Raw genomic sequence first — 20,204 nt, 5'->3', positions numbered from 1 at the left:
CCGAGCGCCGGGCGTTCTCATGGAATCACCTCGGCGCTCTATCTCCTTGATTTGCGCATCGGATTCTCCGAAAACCGCTTCGCACTTTTCGGTCCGATGCTCCAGGGTTGCCAAGCCCGAGAAACTAAGCGCATCCTGTAGGCCTTATAATCAAAAGCACAGGGAGCGGACCATGAGTGGGATGAACCTATCACGCCGTCAGATGCTTGCCGCGTTCGCCGCCGCGGGCTTGTCGCCTGCCTTCTATCAAAGCGCCGCACTCGCCCAAGGCGGCAAGACATTGCGCGTCAGGTCCTATGCCGATATCCAGAATCTCGACCCGGCCTTCCGCAAGGGGGCTCCGGAAGACGACGTGATGCGCAATATCTTCGTCGGCCTCGCCGATATGACGCCCGGCGACACATGGAAATGGAGGCTCGATGGGGCGGCGAAGCTCGAGCAGGTCGACCCGACCCATATCGACTTCACCCTCATGGACGGACTCAGCTGGACCGACGGCCATGGGCCGGTGACGGCGGACGATGTCAAATTCTCCTTCGAGCGCATGATCGATCCCAAGCTCGACTCACCCTACAAAGGCGACTGGGAAGTGCTCGACCACGTCGAGGTGAAGGACGACAAGTCCGGCACCATCGTGCTCAAGGCGCCTTTTCCGCCGCTGTGGAATGTCGGCCTCGTCTTCGGCTCGGGAAAGATCGTGTCGCGCAAGGCGGTGGAGGCCGTGGGCGGGCGCTTCGACACCAAGCCGCCGGCGCAAAGCGGGCGCTATGTCCTGAAGGAGTGGCAACCGAAGCAGCGTGTCGTGCTCGCCCGCAATCCCGACTGGAAGGGAGAGGCGCCCTATTTCGACGAGATCCATGTCATCCCGATCGAAGACGCGAAGACCGCCGAACTTGGACTCGAGGCTGGCGATATCGATTACACATGGCTGGAAGCGAGCTCTATCCCGCGCTTCAAGAAGACGCCGCCCAAGGGCGGCAAGCTCGCCGTCAAGCCGTCGCTCGCTTATGTGTGGCTCGGCATGAATGTGGAGGCGGCGCCCTTCGACAAGCCCGAGGTGCGCCACGCCGTGCAGCAGGCGATCGATGTGCCGAGTGTGCTGGAAGCGGCCTATTTCGGCGCCGCGGAGCCCGCCACCGGCATCATCGCGCCGGGCCTCATCGGTCATCGCGAAAAGAACATCTATAGCTACAATCCCGATGCGGCGCGCGAACTCTTGAAAAAAGCAGGCATGGACTCGGGCTTCGAATGCACGCTCGCCATCCTGAACACCACGGAATTCGCGAGCGCGGCGCAGGCGGTGCAGGCAAATCTCGCCGAGCTCGGCATCACGGTGACGATCCAGCAGCATGATTCCGGCACCTTCTGGAGCCTCGGCGATGAGAAATCCGGCGACAGCTGGAAGAAGCTGCAGCTCATCATCAACCGCTTCTCGATGCAGCCCGACCCCTCCTTTGCCACCGACTGGTTCACGCCCGAGCAGATCGGCGTGTGGAACTGGGAGCGCTGGAACAGCCCGGAATTCGGCGAGCTGAACAAGAAAGCTAAGATCGAGCCCGACACTCAGAAGCGCAATGAGATGTATGTGCGCATGCAGGACCTGATGGAAGAATCGGGCGCCTATGTCTTCCTCACCCATGGCGCGGTGGGGGTGGGCTACAGTGACAAGATCGAACCGGCGCTGATGCCCAATGGCAATCCGATCTTCCATGGGTTCAAGGCCAGCGCGTGATCTCTCTTACGCGCCCTGCAACTTTCCCCCTCTCCCGCCTGCGGGAGAGGGTGCCCGACAGGGCGGGTGAGGGTGTTGGTTCAATAGCAGAATCTCTGCGAGGGATTTTGCCCTCGTCACGAAGGACACCCTCATCCGGCGCTTCGCGCCACCTTCTCCCGCAAGCGGGAGAAGGGGAAGCAAGACGGGGCAAGGGTAAACTGCAATGCTCCTCTACGCCCTGAAGCGTTTAGGTCTCGCCGTTATCATCACGGCGGTCGCGCTGATCATGCTGATCAGCATGATCCAGCTCATTCCCGGCGATCCGGCGGCGGTGCTCTTGGGCCCTCTCGCCTCGCCTGAAATGCGCGAGATGTTCCGCCAGCAGATGGGCCTCGACCAGCCGGCGCTCATCCAGATCGCGCGCTTCTTCGGCCGGGTGCTGACCGGCGATCTCGGCACCGATGTGCTGACCAACCGTTCCGTGCTCGTTACCGTGATGGAGCAGGTGCCTTTTACGCTGGCGTTGATCTTCGCCAGCATCACCTGGTCGGCCTTGATCGGCATCCCGCTCGGCTGCTTCGCCGCCCTCTATCGCGGCTCGCTCGCCGACCGCATTGTCGGCGTGCTGTCGGTGAGCTCCATCGCGTTGCCCTCCTTCGTCATCGCCATCTACGGCCTGCTGCTCTTCTCGGTGAAGCTCGGCTGGTTCCCCACCATCGGCGCCGGCGACAGCGGCGCGCCCCTCGACCAGCTCTATCATCTCGTCCTGCCCTCGCTCGCCGTCGGTCTCGGCTGGGTCGGCTATCTCGCCCGCATGGTGCGCGCCTCGATGCTGGAGGTGCTGACTGAAAATCATGTGCGCATGGCGCGCGCCTTTGGACTCGAGGAGCGCACCATCACCTATCGCTATGCGCTCAAGATCGCCATCATCCCGACCGTGGTGCTGCTCGGCATGGGGGTCGGCAATATGATCTCGAGCGCCGTCTTTGCCGAAATCGTCTTCGCGCGGCCAGGCGTAGGCAAGCTGATCTTCGATGCCATCAGCACCCGCAACTATCCGGTGGTCATGGGCGCCGTGATGGTCACCACCGGCTTCTATGTACTGTGCACCTTGATCGCCGATCTCATCGCGGCAGGACTGGATCCCCGTGTCCGCTCAACCCTTTGACAGCGTGAACGTCCGGTCGAGCCGGCTCGCCCGCATCCTCGGCGAGCCGATGGGACTTCTCGGCATCACGCTTGTGGCCTTGATCGTGCTCGGCGCGCTGTTTGCCGGCTTCACCGGCTACAACCCGGCCAAGCTTGCGATGCGCGACCGCTTCCTCGATCCGAGCTTCGCCCATCTCCTCGGCACCGATCATCTGGGGCGCGATCTCTTCACCCGCGTGCTTTACGGCGCCCGCATCGCGCTCGGCGTCGCCTTTGTCGCGACCGGGATATCCTTCACCGGAGGATTGCTGCTCGGCATGATCGCCGGCTATGGGCCGCGCTGGCTCGATTCTCTGCTGCTGCTCTTCTTTGATTCTCTCCGCGCGTTTCCGACCGTGATGCTGGCGCTGGCGCTGGTGACGCTGACGGGCCCCAGCCTCGCCACCGTCGTGCTGGTGGTGGTGCTCGCGACGCTGCCCGGCTATGCGCGGGTAGTGAGGGCGCAGACCATGTCGCTTAAGACCACCGAATTCGTGCTCTCGGCGCGAAGTCTCGGCGCCCCTTCCTGGCGTATTCTCGCCGTCCATATCATGCCCAACCTCATCGGCCCTCTCGTCATACTCGTCTCGATGGATATCCCGGTCGTGATCACGATCGAGGCCGGCATGAGCTTCCTGGGCCTGGGGGTGAGGCCGCCGACGCCGTCCTGGGGCTCTATCCTCAATGACGGCTATGCCTTCATCCGCGAAAGCGCCTGGCCCGCGATTGCCGGCGGCCTGCCCATCATCATCGCGACGCTCGGCTTCACCTTTCTAGGCGAGACCTTGCGCGATCACCTCGATCCGCGCCTGAGGCAGGACGGATGAGCCCGCTTCTCGACATCAAAGGGCTTTCCGTCTCCTTCCGCACCCCGCGCGGCGAGCTCAAGGCGCTGCGCGATGTCTCGCTCAGCGTCGGCAGGAGCGAGATCGTCGGCATCATCGGCGAGTCGGGTTGCGGGAAGTCGACGCTCATCAATGCGGTCATCGGCCTGCTGCCCGCCAATGTCGGCGCGGTTTCGGGCCATATCGGCTTCGACGGCCAGGAACTTGTCGGCCTGCCGGCAAGCGGCATGCGCAAGCTTCGCGGCGCGCGTATCACCACCATCTTCCAGGACCCGATGACGGCGCTCAATCCGGTACTGACGATCGGCGCGCAGATGACCGCCATCCAGTATCGGCGCCAGGCCAGCACCTCCGAAAAAAGGGGGCGGGCCATCGAGTTCCTGGAGAAAGTGCGCATGCCCGATGCGACGCGCCGCCTCGACCAGTATCCGCATCAATTCTCGGGCGGCATGCGCCAGCGCATCTGCATTGCCATGGCGCTGTTGACCGACCCCGATCTCCTCATCGCCGATGAGCCGACCACCGCGCTCGACGCCACGCTCGAAGTGCAGGTCATCCGCCTGCTCAAGGAGCTGCAGAGCGACATCGGCTGCTCGGTGCTGTTCATCTCGCATCATCTGGGCGCGGTGGCGGAACTGTGCGAGCGGGTTGCCATCATGTATGCGGGTGAAGTCGTGGAAGAAGGAGCGGTACGCGACATTTTCCGCGACCCACGTCACCCCTATACGCGCAAGCTGCTCGACTGCGATCCCGGCCGCATCGCCGAGACGCAAGATATCCTGCCGACCATTGCCGGCGAATTGCCCGATCTCGTGCATATTCCGCAAGGCTGCATCTTCCGCGACCGCTGCCCCGACCAGTTCGCGCTCTGCGGCGAGCGGCCGCCCAACGCGACAGTGAGGCCCGGCCATCAAGCGGCCTGTCACAAAGCACGCGAGCTCGCCGCCACATGAAGCCGCTGCTCGAGGTCAGCGACGTCGTCATCCGGTTCGCGGCGCATAACCGGATCGCGGCAAAGCTTTCGGGCCAGCCGTCATCCATCGAAGCGGTGGCCGGCGTCTCTTTCGCGCTCGAGGCCGGCAGAACCTATGCGCTGGTCGGAGAATCGGGCTCCGGCAAGACCACGCTGGCCCGCGCCATCACCGGCCTCGTGCCCATCCACAGCGGCAGAATCGATTTCGCCGGCCGGACCATATCGGGCCTGACCGAAACCGCCCTGCGTCCGATGCGGCGCGAGATCGCCATGATCTTCCAGGACCCGATCGGTTCGCTAAGTCCGCGCCTCACCGTGCGGTCCATCCTGGCCGAACCCTTCAAGGTGCATGGCGAGACCATGGATATCGACGGCAAGATCGCCCGCCTGCTCGACGATGTCGGCTTGCCCGCCCATTTCGTCCAACGCTATCCTCATCAATTGTCGGGCGGCCAGGCGCGGCGGATATCCATCGCCCGCGCTTTGGCGCTCCGGCCCAAGCTCGTCATCGCGGACGAACCGACCGCCGGACTGGATGTCTCCATCCAGGGCGAGATGCTCAATCTCATGCGCGACCTGCAACGCAAGCTCGGCATTACCTTCCTGATGATCACCCACAATCTCAATGTCGTGCGTCACGTGGCCGAACGCATGGCGGTCATGTATCTGGGCCGCATCGTCGAGGAGGGCCGCACCTCTGAGATCTTCCGCTCGCCGCGCCATCGCTATACGACGGCGCTGCTCTCCGCCAATCTCAAAGCCGATCCCGACGCGGCCTCGTATGTCATCGAGGCGGAGGGCGAGACGCCAAGCCTGTTCAACCGGCCTTCAGGCTGCGAGTTCCATCCGCGCTGCCTGTTCAAGCGCGATATCTGCCGGACGGAAATGCCGAAGGAGCAGTTCATTTCGACCGATCACCGTTTCTCCTGCCACAATCCGGCGTGAGGGCTGCGGACGGTCGCCGGAGACCGGCTTAGGCTTCGTCCTCACTCAGAAACCTCCCAACCTCTTCCTGGAATTTCGGCCAGCCGGGATCGGTTTCCAGGATGAGGTGATTGCGACCCTCGAGCGCCACGAAGCGCGCGCCCGGAATGCGCGCGGCGATATACATGCCCTCGCTCAAGGGCTGGACCGCGTCACCCTTGCAGTGAAGGACCAAGGTCGGCGCCTTCACCTGTGAAAGAAGAGAGCTGACATCCAGCGTGTCGGAAACGAAGCGCATCCTGACCGCATTCTCCGGCGAGGCGGTCGCTTTCTGCAGGTCATTGAACCATTGCATCTGTTCGGGCGTTCCGCCCGGCAGCAGCAGCGATGTGAAGACCTGCCGAAATGCCGGATTCTCCTGCCCCCAGCCGGTACGAATGAGCGTGATCATGGCTTCCGCCTGCTCAATCTCCTCAATCGTTCCGCGGATGCGACGGCCCCGCGCGAAGCCGCCATAGAGGATGAGCTTCTTGACTCGCTCAGGGTGCTTGACCGCATAGGCGATGGAGACGGCGCAACCCTGCGATATGCCGAGCAAAGTGAAGCGCTCCAGATGCGAGGCGTCGGCGACGCTTTCCAGATCACGCAGATAGGAGGCGAAGGAGATGTCGCGGACATCCCAATCGGACATGCCGTTGCCCCGCGCATCATAGCGGATGAGCTGGTTCTCCGACGCCAGCCACTGCAACAGATGACTCCAGATCGGACTTTTCCAGTCATAGTCCAGGTGATTGAGCCAGTTTCCGGCTTTGAGAACGGGGCGCCCCTTGCCGGCAAGCGCATAGGCGATGCGGACATTGTCGGAGGTGGTGCAGAAACGGATGTCCTGGGTATCGGCGGTCTCGGCCGGACGCCGGGTTGCGGCGGGATTCTCCGCCGCCTCGCTCACCTCTGCGACAAAGCGGAAGCCCTTGCGCTGGATGGTCCGGATGATCCTCTGCGCGGCCCCGCTGTCGCCGATCGCCGAGCGCACGCCATTGATGCGGCTGGCCACCGTCGACAGCGACACGCTCCTGCCGGGCCAGATTTCCTCGAGAAGCTCGCTCTGGCTCACCACGCGATGGCGGTTCCTGATGAGAAGGACAAGCAGCCCGAAGACCTGCGGCTCGACCTTGACCACGTCGGCGCCACGCTTCAGTTCGAACAGATCGGTATCAATCTGGTACTCGCCAAACCGAAAGATCAACTCATCCCCCAGCAGAATCCCAGCGCCCACGTGGCGGGGTGATAATCCAACACCACGTCTTGTTCAAGGCATGGCCAATACCTGGCTACTCGCCGGAAACGACCTGAATTCCCGATCCTTGTTCTGGATCAGCGGTTCGATCGAAATGGCGCAGTGTCCTTCCGGTCCGGCGCCGAGATTTCTGTTGCGCGGAAGCGCCGCTTGCCTGAAGGACAAGGGGTACAGATCCCTCGTCCCGACCGGAACTCCATGACGGCCAGAAATCTCTTTGACCTCTTGCGTCCCGCAATCGAGGCCAGCCCGGGCAGCCTCGCCATCGTGGCGCCCGACGGCCAGGAAATCACCTATCGGCGCCTCGGCGAAACCATTGCGCATTTCGCGCGCGAGGCGCGCTCTCGGGGCGTTGCCGCGGGACAGCGGATCGCCATCAGCATCACCCATCCCGCGGCGACCATCTGCATGGTAGTGGCCCTGTCGCGGCTCGGTGCCACCGCCGCCATGGGCGACCGGGCCCGGAACATGATTCAGGCAGGCGTGAAGCTCGACGGAATCATCAGCGACAGTCTGGATTTCGACTCAGGTCCCGGAGCGATCCGCTTCGATCAGAGCTGGGCAGCCGGCGCTGGCGAGGACATCGAGATCAGCGATGAAGCCATCCGGTCGCCGGCTGACGTCGCGATCATCTGCGCCTCCTCCGGCAGCACGGGCGAGCGCAAATTCTTCGCTCTCACTTTTGAAACACAGATCGCCCGCCTCACCTTGCAGGACAAGATGCATGGCACGCAGCACCCCCGACGCCTGATCACGCCCGGCATGTCGGCGCTGTGGGGGTTCCAGAACGGCTTCCGCAGCTTGCGGTCGGGCGGGCTCCTCATCTTTCCGGGCCGCAATGCCGCCCATACGATGGCCGAGGTCGAACGGCTCGCCATCGAGGAGATCATGACGACGCCCAATCTTCTGGTCGACCTCGTCAATGCGCGCGCCGACGATCAGGTTCTCCCGGGACTCAGAAAGATCATCGTCGGTGGCAGCCAGGTCTCAGGCACCCTGCTCGAGCGCGCCCGCCGCAAGCTGTGTCCCGAGGTCGTGATCGCCTATGGGGCGACCGAGACCGGGCCGACCGTGCTCGGCGACGCGGCGGACGTGATTGCCGATCCGGACGCGGTCGGCCGGATCGCGCCCTGGGCCGAAATGCGCATCCTATCGCCGGAGGGGCAGGTCCTCTCCTCTGGAGAAAGCGGGCGGCTGCAGATCCGGGTCACAAGCCAATACCGGCCCGAGACGATGATCTCGCATGGGTCAACCGCATCGCCCTATGACGCCGAAGGCTGGTTCGAGCCGGGCGATGTCGGACAGATCGAAGACGGCATGTTGTTTCTCGCCGGGCGCACGAGCGACCTGATCAATGTCGGCGGCAACAAGCTGTCGGCTCATGCGCTGGAGGAGTTCGCCTCCAAGTCGCCAGGCGTCACGCAGGCCGCCATCACCAGCCACAGGAACGAGGCGGGCTTCGACACGGTGTGTGTCGCGCTTGTCACGCAAGCCGGTTTCATGCTCGCCCAGTTCGACGACAAGTTCTCCCGGCGCATCGGCCGCATAACGCCGCGCAGATACCTTCTGCTCGACACGTTGCCGCTGCTGACGACGGGCAAGATCGACAAGCAAATGCTCAAGACGCTTTTCGCGACAGTCCGCGATCACGGAAGCCGCGTGCTATCGGGCTGAACCAGAGGGCGACCAGCAGCGCGAGGCTTATCCGCGTGATATCGGGCAGTGCCGGCCAGACAAGCAGGACGGATAGCAGCGCATAGGCAAGGCCTTCAGTCAGCATCGCTCGGTTTTTCGCCAGTGCCGCGCTGGCGGTGACCGCCGCCGCTGCCGCGGTGGCGAGCGCCACGACGATCTGCCAAGACGAACCGATCAGCAGGAGCCCCGGATTGTAGATGAAGATAAAGGGTATCCAGAAGATCAGAACCGAGAAGCGCAGGGCCTCGCGGCAGGTCGCGGAGAAGCTGGCGCCGGTCAGGCCGCAGGTGGCGAGGCAGGCAAAGGCGACGGGCGGCGAAATCATCGACAGCATCGCCATATAAAGCACGAAAAGATGGGCGGCGAGCACCGGCACGCCCAGTGCCACCAGTCCCGGCGCCACCAAAGTGGCGCTGATGACATAGACCGCTGCCGTCGACAGGCTGAGGCCCAGAAGATAACTCGCCGCCGCGGCGACCAGAAGCGACAGGAACAGGCCCTTGCCGCCGATCTGCTCGAGGAGGAAAGCCAGCATCACGCCGAGGCCGGTGGTGTTGATGACCGCCAGCATGACGCCGACAATGGACGCCGTCACAACCAACGGCACGAGGATTTCGGCCATGTCGCCGATCTCGCGGCGCAGCGCCGCCCAGCTCAGCGATGTCCACAGGCGCGGCGCGGTGACGGCAGCACACAAGAGAACGCCCAAGACCGCCGTCCATTCCGGCGAGTAGGCATACCAGAACAGCAGGACGCTGACGGCGAGGAGAACAAGCGCGAACAGGCCGAGCGAGACGAAGGCCGCCTTCCGATCGATTGCAGGCATATCATTCGGCGCTGTCGTCGCCACCGCCTTGCCGATACGATGCGCCTCGACCAGCAGCACGAAATAGAAGAGCAGTGCCGGGATCAAGGCGGCCAAAGCGATCTCGGCATAGGAAATGCCGGTGAGCTCGGCCATCATGAAGGCCGCCGTACCCATCATCGGCGGCATCAGCTGGCCACCCGTCGAAGCGACCGCCTCTATGCCGCCGGCGGTGGCGGGCCTCACGCCATAGCGCATCATCAAGGGGATGGTAACGCTGCCGACGGTCAAGACGTTGGAGGTGGCATTGCCGCTAACGGTGCCGAACATGCCGGAGGCGAGGACGGCGGTCTTGACCGGCGCGACAGGATTCCTGCCGCCGAGCAACAGCGCCACATTGTTGATCGCGCCGGCGCCATCGGCGATGAGAAAAGCGCGGCCGAAGAGAACGAAGCAGGAGACGGTCACCGTCACGACGATCAGCGTCTGTCCGATGATCGCATCGCTGCCGAAAGTCATATAGGTGAGGAAAGTCCTGGCGCCGCCGCCGAGCGCGAAGAGAGCGCTGGGGAAATGCAGCGTCAAAAGGCCATAGACAAGGAAGAGTGCGACGAGGCCGGTGAGTGCGCGGCCGGCCAGGAACCATCCGGCGATGAAACAGGCGAGCATCAAAAGAAGGGAAAGAACGAGCGTCTCGTTGCCGCCGTCATACATCGACAGAGTGAGAGCCGGGAAGCGGATGAAGAGCCAGCCGCAAAGGATCGCCGCCGCCGCCGCGGCGGCGCAGGCGACAATCCCCATGTGTGCCGCCGGCAGGCGGGTCACGGCCGCCCAGACGAGGCAGAGTCCCAGCTCCAGCACGGCGAACTGCTCGATCGTCAGCCGCGACTGGATAAGATGGAACGGATCGAGGACCCAAAGAGGCGGCCAGATGATGAGGCAGGCCGCCAGGATATCCGAGAGCGGCGAACGTCTCCTGTCGTCGCTCACGACGCGCCCGCCGTCACGGGCTTGCCGGCCATAGTCCCAATTCGCGATAGGCCTCTTCGGCGGCGGCGTGATAGGGAAGGCCGATATCACCGATAATGGTCTGCCGCCCCAGCCAGGCGTAGGAGGGATAAGCGGCGACCAGCGTGTCCTTCCGATTGAGCAGCGCCGAAATCAGCGGTTTGATGGCCTCGGCGGGCGCGGCCTCATGCGCGTAGAGATAGAAATCATAGGACATGACGCGTGTCGGCCTGTCGATGACCGGGCCGGCATCCTTGGGATCGACTGTCTCGGTGCGCGCCACCGGCAGCACCGCCTTGATCCTGGCGTCCGCCTCGGCGCCGGCCGGTAGCTCGAGCAGCCGGACACCGCCGACCTTGCGGGCGAGCTCCTCATCGACGCCCGAGCCGACGATGAAGACCGTGACATCGGTGCGCCGGTCGAGAAAGGCGTCGCGCATCGACTGGAAGTCGGCGACCTTGACCGTCTTCACATCCGGCAGCGCGAGGCCGGCCGTCGAGATCATAGCGGCGACCAGTTGCTCGCCGGTCGTCGTCGTGGTGAAGCCTGACGGCAATGTCCGCGTCTTGAGATCGGCCAGGCTTTGCGCCGGATCGTCCTGGCGCACCGCCAGCGCCAGCCGGAAGGGGAAGAGACGCGCCACGAGACGGATGTTCTTGCCGGCGCGGTCCTTGAAGACGCCGGTGCCGTTCCAGGCGGCCGCGAGCTCGGCGCCGTTGGACAGGCCGAGCTTCAGTTCGCCGCGCTCGACGAGAGGCAAAGCCTGTCCCGTGCTTTTGAAGGGTTTGGGCAGGACATCGAGTCCCGCCTCTTCCTTCACCGCTTTGGCGATGGCCAAAGCCATGGCGTAAGACGGCGTGCCGGCCGGTGTCGAGCCGATGCCCAAGGGTTCGGCGGCAACCCCGGTGACTCCGCCCACGATGATGGACAGGAGGCACAGGGCCAATGCGGTTGCCTTGTGGCCCTGGCAAAACCAGCGCATGTGAAGATCGTTTCTTAGAAGGTGAACAGCAGGCCGCCGCGCACCGTCACGTCGGACCAGTCGCCGGAATACTGAGTACTGAAGGAATTAAACGTGTCCTCGCTGCCGTAATCGTCATAGAGGATCTCGACACGCGCCTTCAGCAGATCGTTGAACGCCCAATCGACGCCGCCGCCGATCGAGAAGCCGGTCAATGTACTGCTGTGGCTCTCGTCGTCATCGTCTACCGATTTGAACTTGGCGATCGCCAGGCCAGCGGCGATGAAGAGATCGACATTGTCGACGCTGCGGCCCACACGGGCGCGCAAGTGGGCATTGTATTTGAAGTCGGTCCACTGCATCTCATCCATGATGTCATCATCATGAGGATAGTCGCCAAGCGGCAGGCCGATATCGCCTTCCACGCCGAAGAGCCAGCCATTGCTGCGCGTGTCGATGCCGGCAATCGCGCTGAGGATCCCCAGATTATCCGTGGTGACCTCGCTGTCGCTGGTTCCGTTGTTCCTGTTCAGCTCGTGCTCTGCCCTGCCGGACAAATAGCCGCCGGTGGCGCCGACATAGAAATTCACATCATCGAAAAGAGATTGCGCCGACACCGTCGGAGAAAGCGCGGCCATCCCGGCAAGCAGCGCGGGCGTGGCCGAATACTGAAACAGCTTCTTCTTCATAGGAAGTCCCCAGATCTGCACTCGGTCGTCCTATAGACTCCGTCGAGTAAAGATTCCAGGGCCAATTTATGATTGTACTCCTTGCAACAAGCTGCAACCTGAATTAAATCCCGGACCGACACCCACTAATTGTCATATAATTAGACATGCTTGCCAAAATCGCGGAATCTCCATAATCGCAGACTCCATGATCAAGCCGCCGAGACTTGCGCTGGGACGGGTGCAAAAACGCAATCTCTTCGCTCATGTGGTGGAGGATCTGGGCACCCGCATCATCCGGGGCGATCTCAGACCCGGCGATCCCTTTCCGATCGAGGCCGATCTCGGCCGTGAATTCGGGGCCAGCCGCTCGGTGATCCGCGAGGCGGTCAAGTCGCTGGCGGCGCGCGGCCTCATCGAATCGAAGACGCGCACCGGAATCCGGGTGATGCCGCCGACACACTGGAACCTGCTCGATCCAGAAGTGCTCAGCTGGCGCTTCAGCGCCATGCCGCCGGTGCAGTTCTATAGCGAGTTGTTCGAGATCCGGCTGATGATCGAGCCGCAGGCGGCCGCCCTGGCGGCGGAGCGCGCTCATGCGAGCGACATCGCCGAGATCGGAGAGGCTTTCGCCGAAATGACCAAGGTGAGCCCGAGCACCCCGGCCGCCATCGACGCCGATCTGCGCTTCCACCGCGCCATCCTCGCCGCCGGCAAAAACGCGCTCCTGCACCAGATGGGCCATCTGATCGCCGTCGGCCTCTATATCAGCCACCAGACGTCGAGCGAGTCCTTCACCGTATTCCTGCCGCAGCATGGCAAGGTGCTCGACGCCATCCGCGCCCGCGACCCGCAGGCCGCCAGACGCGCGATGGAGAAGCTCCTCGGCGAGACGCGCGATTTCATCACCGGCCATCTGAAGAGCGGAAAAAGAAAAGCGCGCTGACTCCTTGGTTCAACCTAATGACCACCCGCCATCGATGAGCAGATTGGCGCCGGTGATCAGGCCGGCGGCGGGCGACGCCAGGAAAATCACAGCGCCCACCACATCGATCGGATCGCCGATCCGCCCCAGTGGAATATGGTTCAGCGTGGCGTCATGATATTTGGCCTCGCTGAGATAGGGGCGCGTACCGTCGGTCCAGATGAAGGTCGGACCGACGCTGTTCACATTGATCTTGTGCCGGGCCCATTCGAAAGCGAGGCAGCGGGTCAGATGATTGATCGCCGCCTTGGTCATGCAATAGATGGACTCCTTGTGCAGGGCGACGGTACCGGCCTGCGAGCTGATATTGACGATGCGCCCGCCGCCTTGCGCGATCATCAGACGGCCGACAGTCTGCGAGACGAAGAAGGTGCCTTTGAGATTGACATTGACGGTCTGGTCGAAGTCCTCCTCGGTCACATCTTCCGGCGGCGCCTCGGTGCCGATGCCCACATTGTTGACCAGCACGTCGATGCGGCCCATCGCCTTGTGGCCCTCGGCGACGGCGTTACGGATCTCCGCCAGGGTGCCGACATCCATCCTGAGTGCCAGCGCGCGCCGGCCGGCGGCTTGTGCGCCCGCCACGATATCAGCGACACTCGCTTTGTCGCGCACGCCGAGCAGCAGGTCGGCGCCCGAGCGCCAGCAGCCCTCGGCAATGGCGCGGCCGATGCCGCGGGAAGCGCCGGTGATGAGGACGGTCTTGCCGGCAAGGCCGAAATCCGGCTGGTGAGGGTCTGCCATGGCTCTATCCTTCCTGGAGATATAAATAATATTATAAGATAAATTATGATCGACCTGTCAAGCCGGATCCCTGGCGGCGGTGAATCCGAGGCGGCGCGGCGCGCGGGAAAACCGAGATGATCACGCGGCGCGCGCGAGACCGACTTCCGGCAGAGCCGGGCGGGTGGCAAGCGCCGTCTCCATCATCGCGCGGATCTCGGCTTCTTCCACGGTTGTGAGGGCCAGGCGCGGCGGACGCGTAAGCGCCGAGCCGCGTCCGGCGATCTTCTCGCAGAGCTTGATGCACTGGACGAGGTCGGGACGGGCATCGAGATGAAGCAGCTGCATGAACCAGCGATAGATCGCCATCGCCTCGGCGAAGCGTCCCTGCATCGCGAGGCGAAACAAGGTCTCGCCCTCGCGTGGAAAGACATTGGAGAGACCAGACACCCAGCCCTCGGCGCCGACCGCGATGCTTTCGAGCACCACATCGTCGAGGCCGGCGAACAAGGTGAAGCGGTCGCCGGTGAGCGCCTGCAGATCGATGAAGCGGCGCGTGTCGCCGGATGATTCCTTGAAGCAGACGATGGTGTCGACATCGGCGAGATCGGCGAGCATCCGGGGCGTCACATCGATCCTGTAGATGGGCGGGTTGTTGTAGACCATGATCGGCAGGTTTACCGCGCGCCCGACAGCGCGGTAATGCGCCACCGTCTCGAAAGGCTTGGCGGAATAGACGAGCGCCGGCATGACCATCACGCCGTCGAGCCCGATCTTCTCCGCGGCACGCGCCGTCTCGATGGCGAAGGGTGTCGTATATTCGGCGACACCGCCGATCACCGGCACACGCCTGGCGGCCACCGATTTCGCCATCTCATAAACGGAGCGCTTTTCCTGCGGGGTGAGCGAGCAGCCCTCACCTACGGTGCCACAGATGATGAGGCCGGAGACGCCGTCGCGGATCAGGCCTTCGATGACGCCGGCGGTGGCGTCGAGATCGAGGGTGAACTGCCCGTCGTCCTTGAATTGAGTGGTGACGGCCGGAAATACCCCGGTCCAGGAACAGCGGCTCGACGTCATGGCAAATCTCATGGGGACACGCGATATGCCTTAGTGACATAAACAGAGCTCACTGTCTATTGAATATTTTATACAATCTATTCTTTGGAGTTAAAAGGCCGGATTGAGACCCGATTTTTGACGATCAGAGCAAAGTCGCCGTCACACCTGTCAATTGGTCTCCCGCAGGACGAGTCCAGCGCCCTTCTCGCCGACCATAATCGCGGGCGCATTGGTGTTGCCGGAGGTGATGGTCGGGAAGATTGAGGCATCGATGACACGAAGCCCGCCCACGCCATGGACGCGCAGGCTCGGATCGACGACGGCGCGCGCCGGATCGGGACCCATGCGGCAGGTGCCGACCGGGTGGAAGACGGAATATGCGCGATTGCGGATGTCCTCCGCCAGAGCTTCGTCGCTCACCACCTGCGGCCCGGGCTTGAGCTCGGCCTCGATCACCGCGGCGAGGCTCGGCGCCTCGCCAAGCTTGCGGAGGAAGCGCGCGGCCTCGACCATGACGGCGAGGTCATCAGGATCGGACAGATAATTCGGATATATGGCCGGTGCCACGCGCGCATCGGGCGACCGGATCTCCAGAGACCCTGAGCTTTTCGGCTTGCAGGGGGAGATGCTGGTGTAGAAGCCCGGAAACGGGTCCGGGCTCATCAAGGGCCGGGTCTTCGGCGGCGCCTTCTCATAGGTGAGCGGCGAGAAGTAAAGCTGCATATCGGGCGCATTCAGCTCCGGCTTCGAGCGGTAATAGCCGCCCGCCTGATTGAGGCTCAAGGAGAGTGGTCCTTTCCGCGTCATAATATATTGCAGGCCGGCTTTGAGCTTGCCATGCCAGGGATAGAGCACCGTGTTCAGGCTCGGTTCGGAAGTGCGATAGGTGAAGTCGTAGCAGAGATGGTCCTGGAGATGGCGCCCGACCGCGGCGTTGTCGAGCAGCACCCCGATGCCTTGGGATTTCAGAACTGAGGCCGGGCCGATGCCCGACAGTTGCAGAAGCTGCGCTGAGCCGATCGAACCGGCGCTCAGGATGATCTCCCTATTGGCGCGCGCTTCCCGCATCTCATCGCCATGCCGGTAGGCGACGCCCACCGCCTTGCGGCCGTCGAAGAGGATCTTCGTCGTGTGAGCATGGGTGACGATGTCGAGATTGGGTCGCTTGCGCAAATAGGCGGAAGCGGAAGATTCGCGTAAACCTTTGCGTGTGGTTATCTGATAGAGGCCGGCGCCCTCGATCGTGGCGCCATTGAGATCCGGGCTGTAGGGAACGCCAACTTCCTGCGCGGCGGCGATGAAGATGCGGCTCAAGGGATGGGCTTCCCGGTCGATGGTCGTCACATGCAGAGGCCCGCCGGCGCCATGCCATGGGCCTTCGCCCAGATCATGGTCCTCGAGACGGCGATAGGCGGCGAGCACATCCGTCCAGCCCCAGCCCCGATTGCCCATCGCCTCCCATTCGGCGAAGTCCGACTCCTGGCCGCGCGAATAGACCATGGCGTTGATCGAGCTCGAGCCGCCCAGCACCTTGCCACGCGGCCAATAGCTGACGCGGTTGTTGAAGCCGGGCACCGGCTCGGTCTGATACATCCAGTTGACACGTCTGTCGTAGAAGGTGCGGCCATAACCGATGGGCATCCTGATCCAGACATTGCGGTCGGAGGGGCCGGCCTCGAGCAGCAGCACGCGATGGCGGCCGCTCTCGCTAAGCCGCCCCGCCACCGCCGAGCCCGCCGAGCCCGCGCCTATGATGATGTAGTCCCACATGATGAGATGAAAAAACGTTCCGGATGACAGGAGCCTATGCCAGGATATCGCAACAAGGAAGAGCGCCAGAATGATCATCCGGAACCTCGAGACTTTCACCAATGAGTTTGTCGGCTTCGTCCGCGTGACAACGGACACGGGCGATCAGGGCTGGGGACAGCTCTCCACCTACAATGCCGATATCACAGCCGAGATCTTCCACCGCCAGGTGGCGCGCCATGCGCTCGGCACCGACGCGATCGATTTCGCGCCGACACTCGAGCGCATCAACCAGCGCGAGCACAAATTCCCGGGATCATATTTGAGGCGCGCCACGACCGGGCTCGACACGGCGCTCTTCGACCTGCGCGGCAAGCTTGAAGGAAAGCCGGTCGTCTCGCTTCTGGGCGGCAAGCCTGGAAAGATCCGTGCATATGCCTCCTCGATGAAGCGTGACATCAGCCCCGAGAACGAGGCGCGGCGCTTCCTCAAGCTGCGCGACGAAAAGGGCTTCACCGCCTTCAAATGGCGCGTCGGTGCGGAATGCGGGCGCGATGTCGATGAATGGCCGGGCCGCACCGAGGCGATCGTGCCTGTGGTGGCGCGCGCCTTGGGCGACGGCATCGACAAGCTGGTCGACGGCAATTCGGGCTTCTCGCCCCGGCGCGCCATCGAGATCGGCAGGCTTCTCGAAGACGAGGGCATCGGCCATTTCGAGGAGCCCTGCCCCTATTGGGAATTCGCCCAGACCAAAGAGGTGCGCGAGGCACTGAGCCTCGATGTCACCGGCGGCGAGCAGGATTGCGAATTCACCGCCTGGCAACAGATGATCGACATGGGCGCGGTCGACATCATCCAGCCCGACGTCATGTATCTGGGCGGCATGACCCGCACGCTGCATGTGGCGCGAATGGGCTCACAAGCGGGACTGCCCTGCACGCCGCACAGCGCCAATCTCTCGCTCGTCACCTTGTGCACGATGCATCTCCTCGCCGCGATCGACAATCCCGGCAAATATCTCGAGCTCTCGATCGAAGGCCTCGATTATTATCCCTGGCAGGATGGACTCTTCGTCGAGGATCCCTACAAGGTCGTGGACGGCCATGTCGAAATCTCCGACCGGCCCGGCTGGGGCGTCGAGATCAATCCCACCTGGCTCGAGCGTGCCGAATACAAGGTGAGCGAGATCTCTTAAGGCCCTTGCACTTCCGTTGTATAAAACAGAGGAATTTACAGGGGATTTGCAGGGACTTTCGCGATTATCGCGGAACAGGGACTTCTCGCATGCCCCGCAATCTTTGCAATTTCCAACGGCTGAGCCCAAAAAGTGCAAGCCAGCGGGACGAGGATTTTCGCCATTTCGCAAGTCCAGCGGCAATAATGCCGACCGTTTGCGCGATATCTCTCCGCTTTGTCGTCATCTCGGCGAAAGCCGCCATCGGATTCACACATCTGATGCCCGGCCTGCCGCTTTACCCTCGCCCTGCAAGCGAAGCGCAGCGGGGAGAGGGAAGGGTGAGGGGCACGGCCACCGACGCAGTGAGGGCGTACTTGTTGCGAGAGCGTTCAGTTGTCTGAGGTCGAACTCGATCTCGCAAAAGCCCCTCACCCTCCCATTGCTACGCAATGGGCCCCTCCCTCTCCCCGCTAAAGCGGGGCGAGGGTAACGGCGCATCCCTCACGAGATGTATGCATGGGTTGGCGGCGAAAGCCGGGATCCACTAAATTCTCTCCGTGCCTGCGGCTCTGCCGAGATTGCGCCCATTTAGTAGACCCCGACTTTCGTCGGGGTGACGGAGAAGGAAACGCTATCTTCCCCGCAGCCGCAAGATGTGACCCGGAATCTCGCGAAGCAGCGCCTCGACATCGGCGGCGGCGATCAGATCGCGCAGGCGGCGGTGATGCGGACCCATGATGACCGCGTCCTTCTCGTCGCGGATTTCCTGGCCGAAGACGATCAGCACATGGCGGGCGAGCGATTCCCACAGCGTGCGCACGATGGCGTTGTCCGAGGCATCGCAAATGGCGCGGTGGAAACTCAGATCGGCCTTGCTGACGCCCATCCAGTCGAGACGGCCGGCAGCCTGCTCCATCGTCGTGATGATGGCGTCGAGCCGCTTGAGCAGTTGCGGCAGCTCCGTGCGCTTGGCGACCGCATCGCGCAGCGCGAGCTTCTCGAGCGCGATGCGCGCCTCGCAGATCTGATCGATGCGCTTGTCGTCGAAGGCGGGGATGAAGGTGCCGCGATGCGGCGTGCTGGCCACGATGCCCTGCGCCTCGAGGATCTTGAGCGCCTCGCGCAGCGGCACGCGGCTCATCTGCAAGGTGGCGGCGAGATTGGCTTCCACCAGCCTTTCACCCGGCTTGAAGATACCGGCAGCGATGCCGCCGACGATCGCTTCGGCGGCCTGCTCGGCCAGGCTCGGCGAGCGCGCAAAGGGCAGGATCGGGGCATCAGCCATGGTCATTTGTGTTGTTCTTCATAGGTCTTGGGCGATTCTACAATTCCCTATTGCGCATTCAAACTAATTGTATACAAATAGACCATCACGTGCAAGCGATCAGCGCGGGATGAAGGGCCGGCGCCATCCCGGCCACAGACGGTCCGGCCAAGAATGCCGGCCTCATTCAGGGAGTGAACAATGAAGCTGAACCTTTTCCGTCCGGCGGCGCTCGCCATGGCGCTGCTTCTGGGTTTCGCAGGTAGTGCATATGCGGGCGCCGATGTTCCGGCGGCCGGGACCAGTCCCAAGATCGATGCGATCAAGGAGCGCGGCACTTTGAAAGTCGCCGCGATCGGCGAATTCCCGTGGCTGCCTGAAAACACTACGGGCTCGGGCCCGCAATTCTCCGGCCCCGCCTGGCTGCTCGCCGAGGAATATGCGAAGCGGCTCGGCGTGAAGCTGGAAGTGGTGCCGGTCAGCCATGAGACGAAGGTGCCGATCCTGGCGACCGGTGAAGCCGACATCTCCATCGCGCCGCTGGCGGTCACACCGAAGCGCCAGGAAGTGGTGAACTTCGTCGTCTATTCGCGTTCGAGCCTGTGCATGTTCGGCCTCGCTGATAATCCCAAGCTCAAGGATGTGAAGACGGTCGACGACCTCAACCGCGAAGACCTGACCATGGTCTATTTCACCGGCACGCCGCCGGAGACCTGGGCACCGACGCGCTTCCCCAAGGCGACGCTCAAAGGTGTGGCGGGCTCGGGCGCCAATGCGCCGGTCGAAGAGATCCTGGCCAAGCGCGCCGACTTCGCGACGATCGACAATGTCGCCTGGCCGGCGCTGGCACGCCAGGTGCCGGGCCTCGTCTCCTTCCCGTCGGGCGATGACTGCCTGAAGAGCACGGAAATGGCGACCGATGTCGGCCTCGCCGTCGACAAGAAGGATCCGGCTTTCCTCGCCTGGCTGCAGGCCGTCTATGACGAGATCAAGGACCAGGTCACGGCGGAAGAGCTCAAGCTCTTGAAGAGCGGCGGGTAAGCACTCGTCGTCCCGCATCGTTTCCCCTTCTCCCGCTTGCGGGAGAAGGTGGCGCGAAGCGCCGGATGGGGGTGTTCGATAGCCTAACAAAGATTGAGATAATCGAACCAACACCCTCACCCGCC

Annotated in this window: 17 protein-coding genes; 9 read left to right on the top strand and 8 right to left on the bottom strand. The window is 63.1% G+C overall.

Going from position 1 to position 20,204, the window contains the following annotated elements:
* Positions 1-172 precede the first annotated feature (172 nt).
* From G5V57_RS12580 to G5V57_RS12560, 5 genes are all read left to right on the top strand, one after another.
* Complete coding sequence (locus tag G5V57_RS12580; RefSeq protein WP_165167841.1) at positions 173-1,732, top strand: ABC transporter substrate-binding protein; 1,560 nt, start codon at positions 173-175, stop codon at positions 1,730-1,732.
* A gap of 205 nt (positions 1,733-1,937) precedes the next feature.
* The gene (locus tag G5V57_RS12575; protein WP_165167840.1) at positions 1,938-2,882 is read left to right on the top strand and encodes an ABC transporter permease; all 945 of its coding nucleotides are present in this window, start codon (positions 1,938-1,940) and stop codon (positions 2,880-2,882) included.
* A complete protein-coding gene (locus tag G5V57_RS12570) occupies positions 2,863-3,729 on the top strand; it encodes an ABC transporter permease (RefSeq protein WP_246737604.1) in 867 nt (288 codons plus the stop codon). The genes G5V57_RS12575 and G5V57_RS12570 overlap by 20 nt, the downstream gene beginning before the upstream one ends.
* Positions 3,726-4,700 (top strand): ABC transporter ATP-binding protein, encoded by a 975-nt coding sequence (locus G5V57_RS12565; protein ID WP_165167839.1) that lies wholly within the window; start codon positions 3,726-3,728, stop codon positions 4,698-4,700. The genes G5V57_RS12570 and G5V57_RS12565 overlap by 4 nt, the downstream gene beginning before the upstream one ends.
* Complete coding sequence (locus G5V57_RS12560; RefSeq protein ID WP_165167838.1) at positions 4,697-5,665, top strand: ABC transporter ATP-binding protein; 969 nt, start codon at positions 4,697-4,699, stop codon at positions 5,663-5,665. The genes G5V57_RS12565 and G5V57_RS12560 overlap by 4 nt, the downstream gene beginning before the upstream one ends.
* A gap of 28 nt (positions 5,666-5,693) precedes the next feature.
* Here G5V57_RS12560 and G5V57_RS12555 read toward each other — a convergent pair whose 3' ends face one another.
* Positions 5,694-6,890, bottom strand: coding sequence for an alpha/beta fold hydrolase (locus G5V57_RS12555; RefSeq protein ID WP_165167837.1), 1,197 nt, complete (start codon positions 6,888-6,890; stop codon positions 5,694-5,696).
* A gap of 249 nt (positions 6,891-7,139) precedes the next feature.
* On the opposite strand from G5V57_RS12555, the gene G5V57_RS12550 reads away from it, so the two are divergent.
* On the top strand, positions 7,140-8,615 hold the full coding sequence (locus tag G5V57_RS12550; protein WP_165167836.1) for a class I adenylate-forming enzyme family protein: 1,476 nt from the start codon (positions 7,140-7,142) through the stop codon (positions 8,613-8,615).
* Here G5V57_RS12550 and G5V57_RS12545 read toward each other — a convergent pair.
* The 3 genes from G5V57_RS12545 to G5V57_RS12535 are packed head-to-tail and all read right to left on the bottom strand — an operon-like array spanning position 8,560 to position 12,099.
* Positions 8,560-10,431 (bottom strand): TRAP transporter fused permease subunit, encoded by a 1,872-nt coding sequence (locus G5V57_RS12545; protein ID WP_165167835.1) that lies wholly within the window; start codon positions 10,429-10,431, stop codon positions 8,560-8,562. The genes G5V57_RS12550 and G5V57_RS12545 overlap by 56 nt on opposite strands.
* 13 nt (positions 10,432-10,444) lie before the next feature.
* Complete coding sequence (locus G5V57_RS12540) at positions 10,445-11,431, bottom strand: TAXI family TRAP transporter solute-binding subunit (RefSeq protein ID WP_165167834.1); 987 nt, start codon at positions 11,429-11,431, stop codon at positions 10,445-10,447.
* A gap of 14 nt (positions 11,432-11,445) precedes the next feature.
* Positions 11,446-12,099: an outer membrane protein gene (locus tag G5V57_RS12535; protein WP_165167833.1), complete on the bottom strand. Its 654-nt coding sequence runs from the start codon at positions 12,097-12,099 to the stop codon at positions 11,446-11,448.
* A 187-nt stretch (positions 12,100-12,286) separates the two neighbouring features.
* On the opposite strand from G5V57_RS12535, the gene G5V57_RS12530 reads away from it, so the two are divergent.
* The gene (locus tag G5V57_RS12530) at positions 12,287-13,024 is read left to right on the top strand and encodes a FadR/GntR family transcriptional regulator (RefSeq protein WP_165167832.1); all 738 of its coding nucleotides are present in this window, start codon (positions 12,287-12,289) and stop codon (positions 13,022-13,024) included.
* A gap of 9 nt (positions 13,025-13,033) precedes the next feature.
* Here the strand turns inward: G5V57_RS12530 and G5V57_RS12525 are convergent, their stop codons facing one another.
* The 3 genes from G5V57_RS12525 to G5V57_RS12515 form a co-directional block, all read right to left on the bottom strand.
* Positions 13,034-13,807 carry an SDR family NAD(P)-dependent oxidoreductase gene (locus tag G5V57_RS12525; RefSeq protein ID WP_165167831.1) on the bottom strand — a complete coding sequence of 258 codons (774 nt, stop codon included), beginning with the start codon at positions 13,805-13,807 and terminating at the stop codon, positions 13,034-13,036.
* Between the two features lie 120 nt (positions 13,808-13,927).
* The gene (locus G5V57_RS12520; RefSeq protein WP_165167830.1) at positions 13,928-14,866 is read right to left on the bottom strand and encodes a dihydrodipicolinate synthase family protein; all 939 of its coding nucleotides are present in this window, start codon (positions 14,864-14,866) and stop codon (positions 13,928-13,930) included.
* A 150-nt stretch (positions 14,867-15,016) separates the two neighbouring features.
* Positions 15,017-16,696 (bottom strand): GMC family oxidoreductase, encoded by a 1,680-nt coding sequence (locus G5V57_RS12515; RefSeq protein WP_165167829.1) that lies wholly within the window; start codon positions 16,694-16,696, stop codon positions 15,017-15,019.
* Here G5V57_RS12515 and G5V57_RS12510 point away from each other — a divergent pair.
* Positions 16,689-17,792 carry a mandelate racemase/muconate lactonizing enzyme family protein gene (locus G5V57_RS12510; RefSeq protein WP_165167828.1) on the top strand — a complete coding sequence of 368 codons (1,104 nt, stop codon included), beginning with the start codon at positions 16,689-16,691 and terminating at the stop codon, positions 17,790-17,792. The genes G5V57_RS12515 and G5V57_RS12510 overlap by 8 nt on opposite strands.
* 613 nt (positions 17,793-18,405) lie before the next feature.
* On the opposite strand, the gene G5V57_RS12505 is transcribed toward G5V57_RS12510, so the two are convergent.
* Complete coding sequence (locus G5V57_RS12505; RefSeq protein WP_165167827.1) at positions 18,406-19,065, bottom strand: GntR family transcriptional regulator; 660 nt, start codon at positions 19,063-19,065, stop codon at positions 18,406-18,408.
* A 174-nt stretch (positions 19,066-19,239) separates the two neighbouring features.
* On the opposite strand from G5V57_RS12505, the gene G5V57_RS12500 reads away from it, so the two are divergent.
* On the top strand, positions 19,240-20,079 hold the full coding sequence (locus tag G5V57_RS12500; protein ID WP_165167826.1) for an ABC transporter substrate-binding protein: 840 nt from the start codon (positions 19,240-19,242) through the stop codon (positions 20,077-20,079).
* Positions 20,080-20,204: the final 125 nt, after the last annotated feature.

The organism is Nordella sp. HKS 07 (assembly GCF_011046735.1).
In the GTDB taxonomy this organism is placed as follows: domain Bacteria; phylum Pseudomonadota; class Alphaproteobacteria; order Rhizobiales; family Aestuariivirgaceae; genus Taklimakanibacter.
This window is presented reverse-complemented; position numbering and strand designations above follow the sequence as displayed.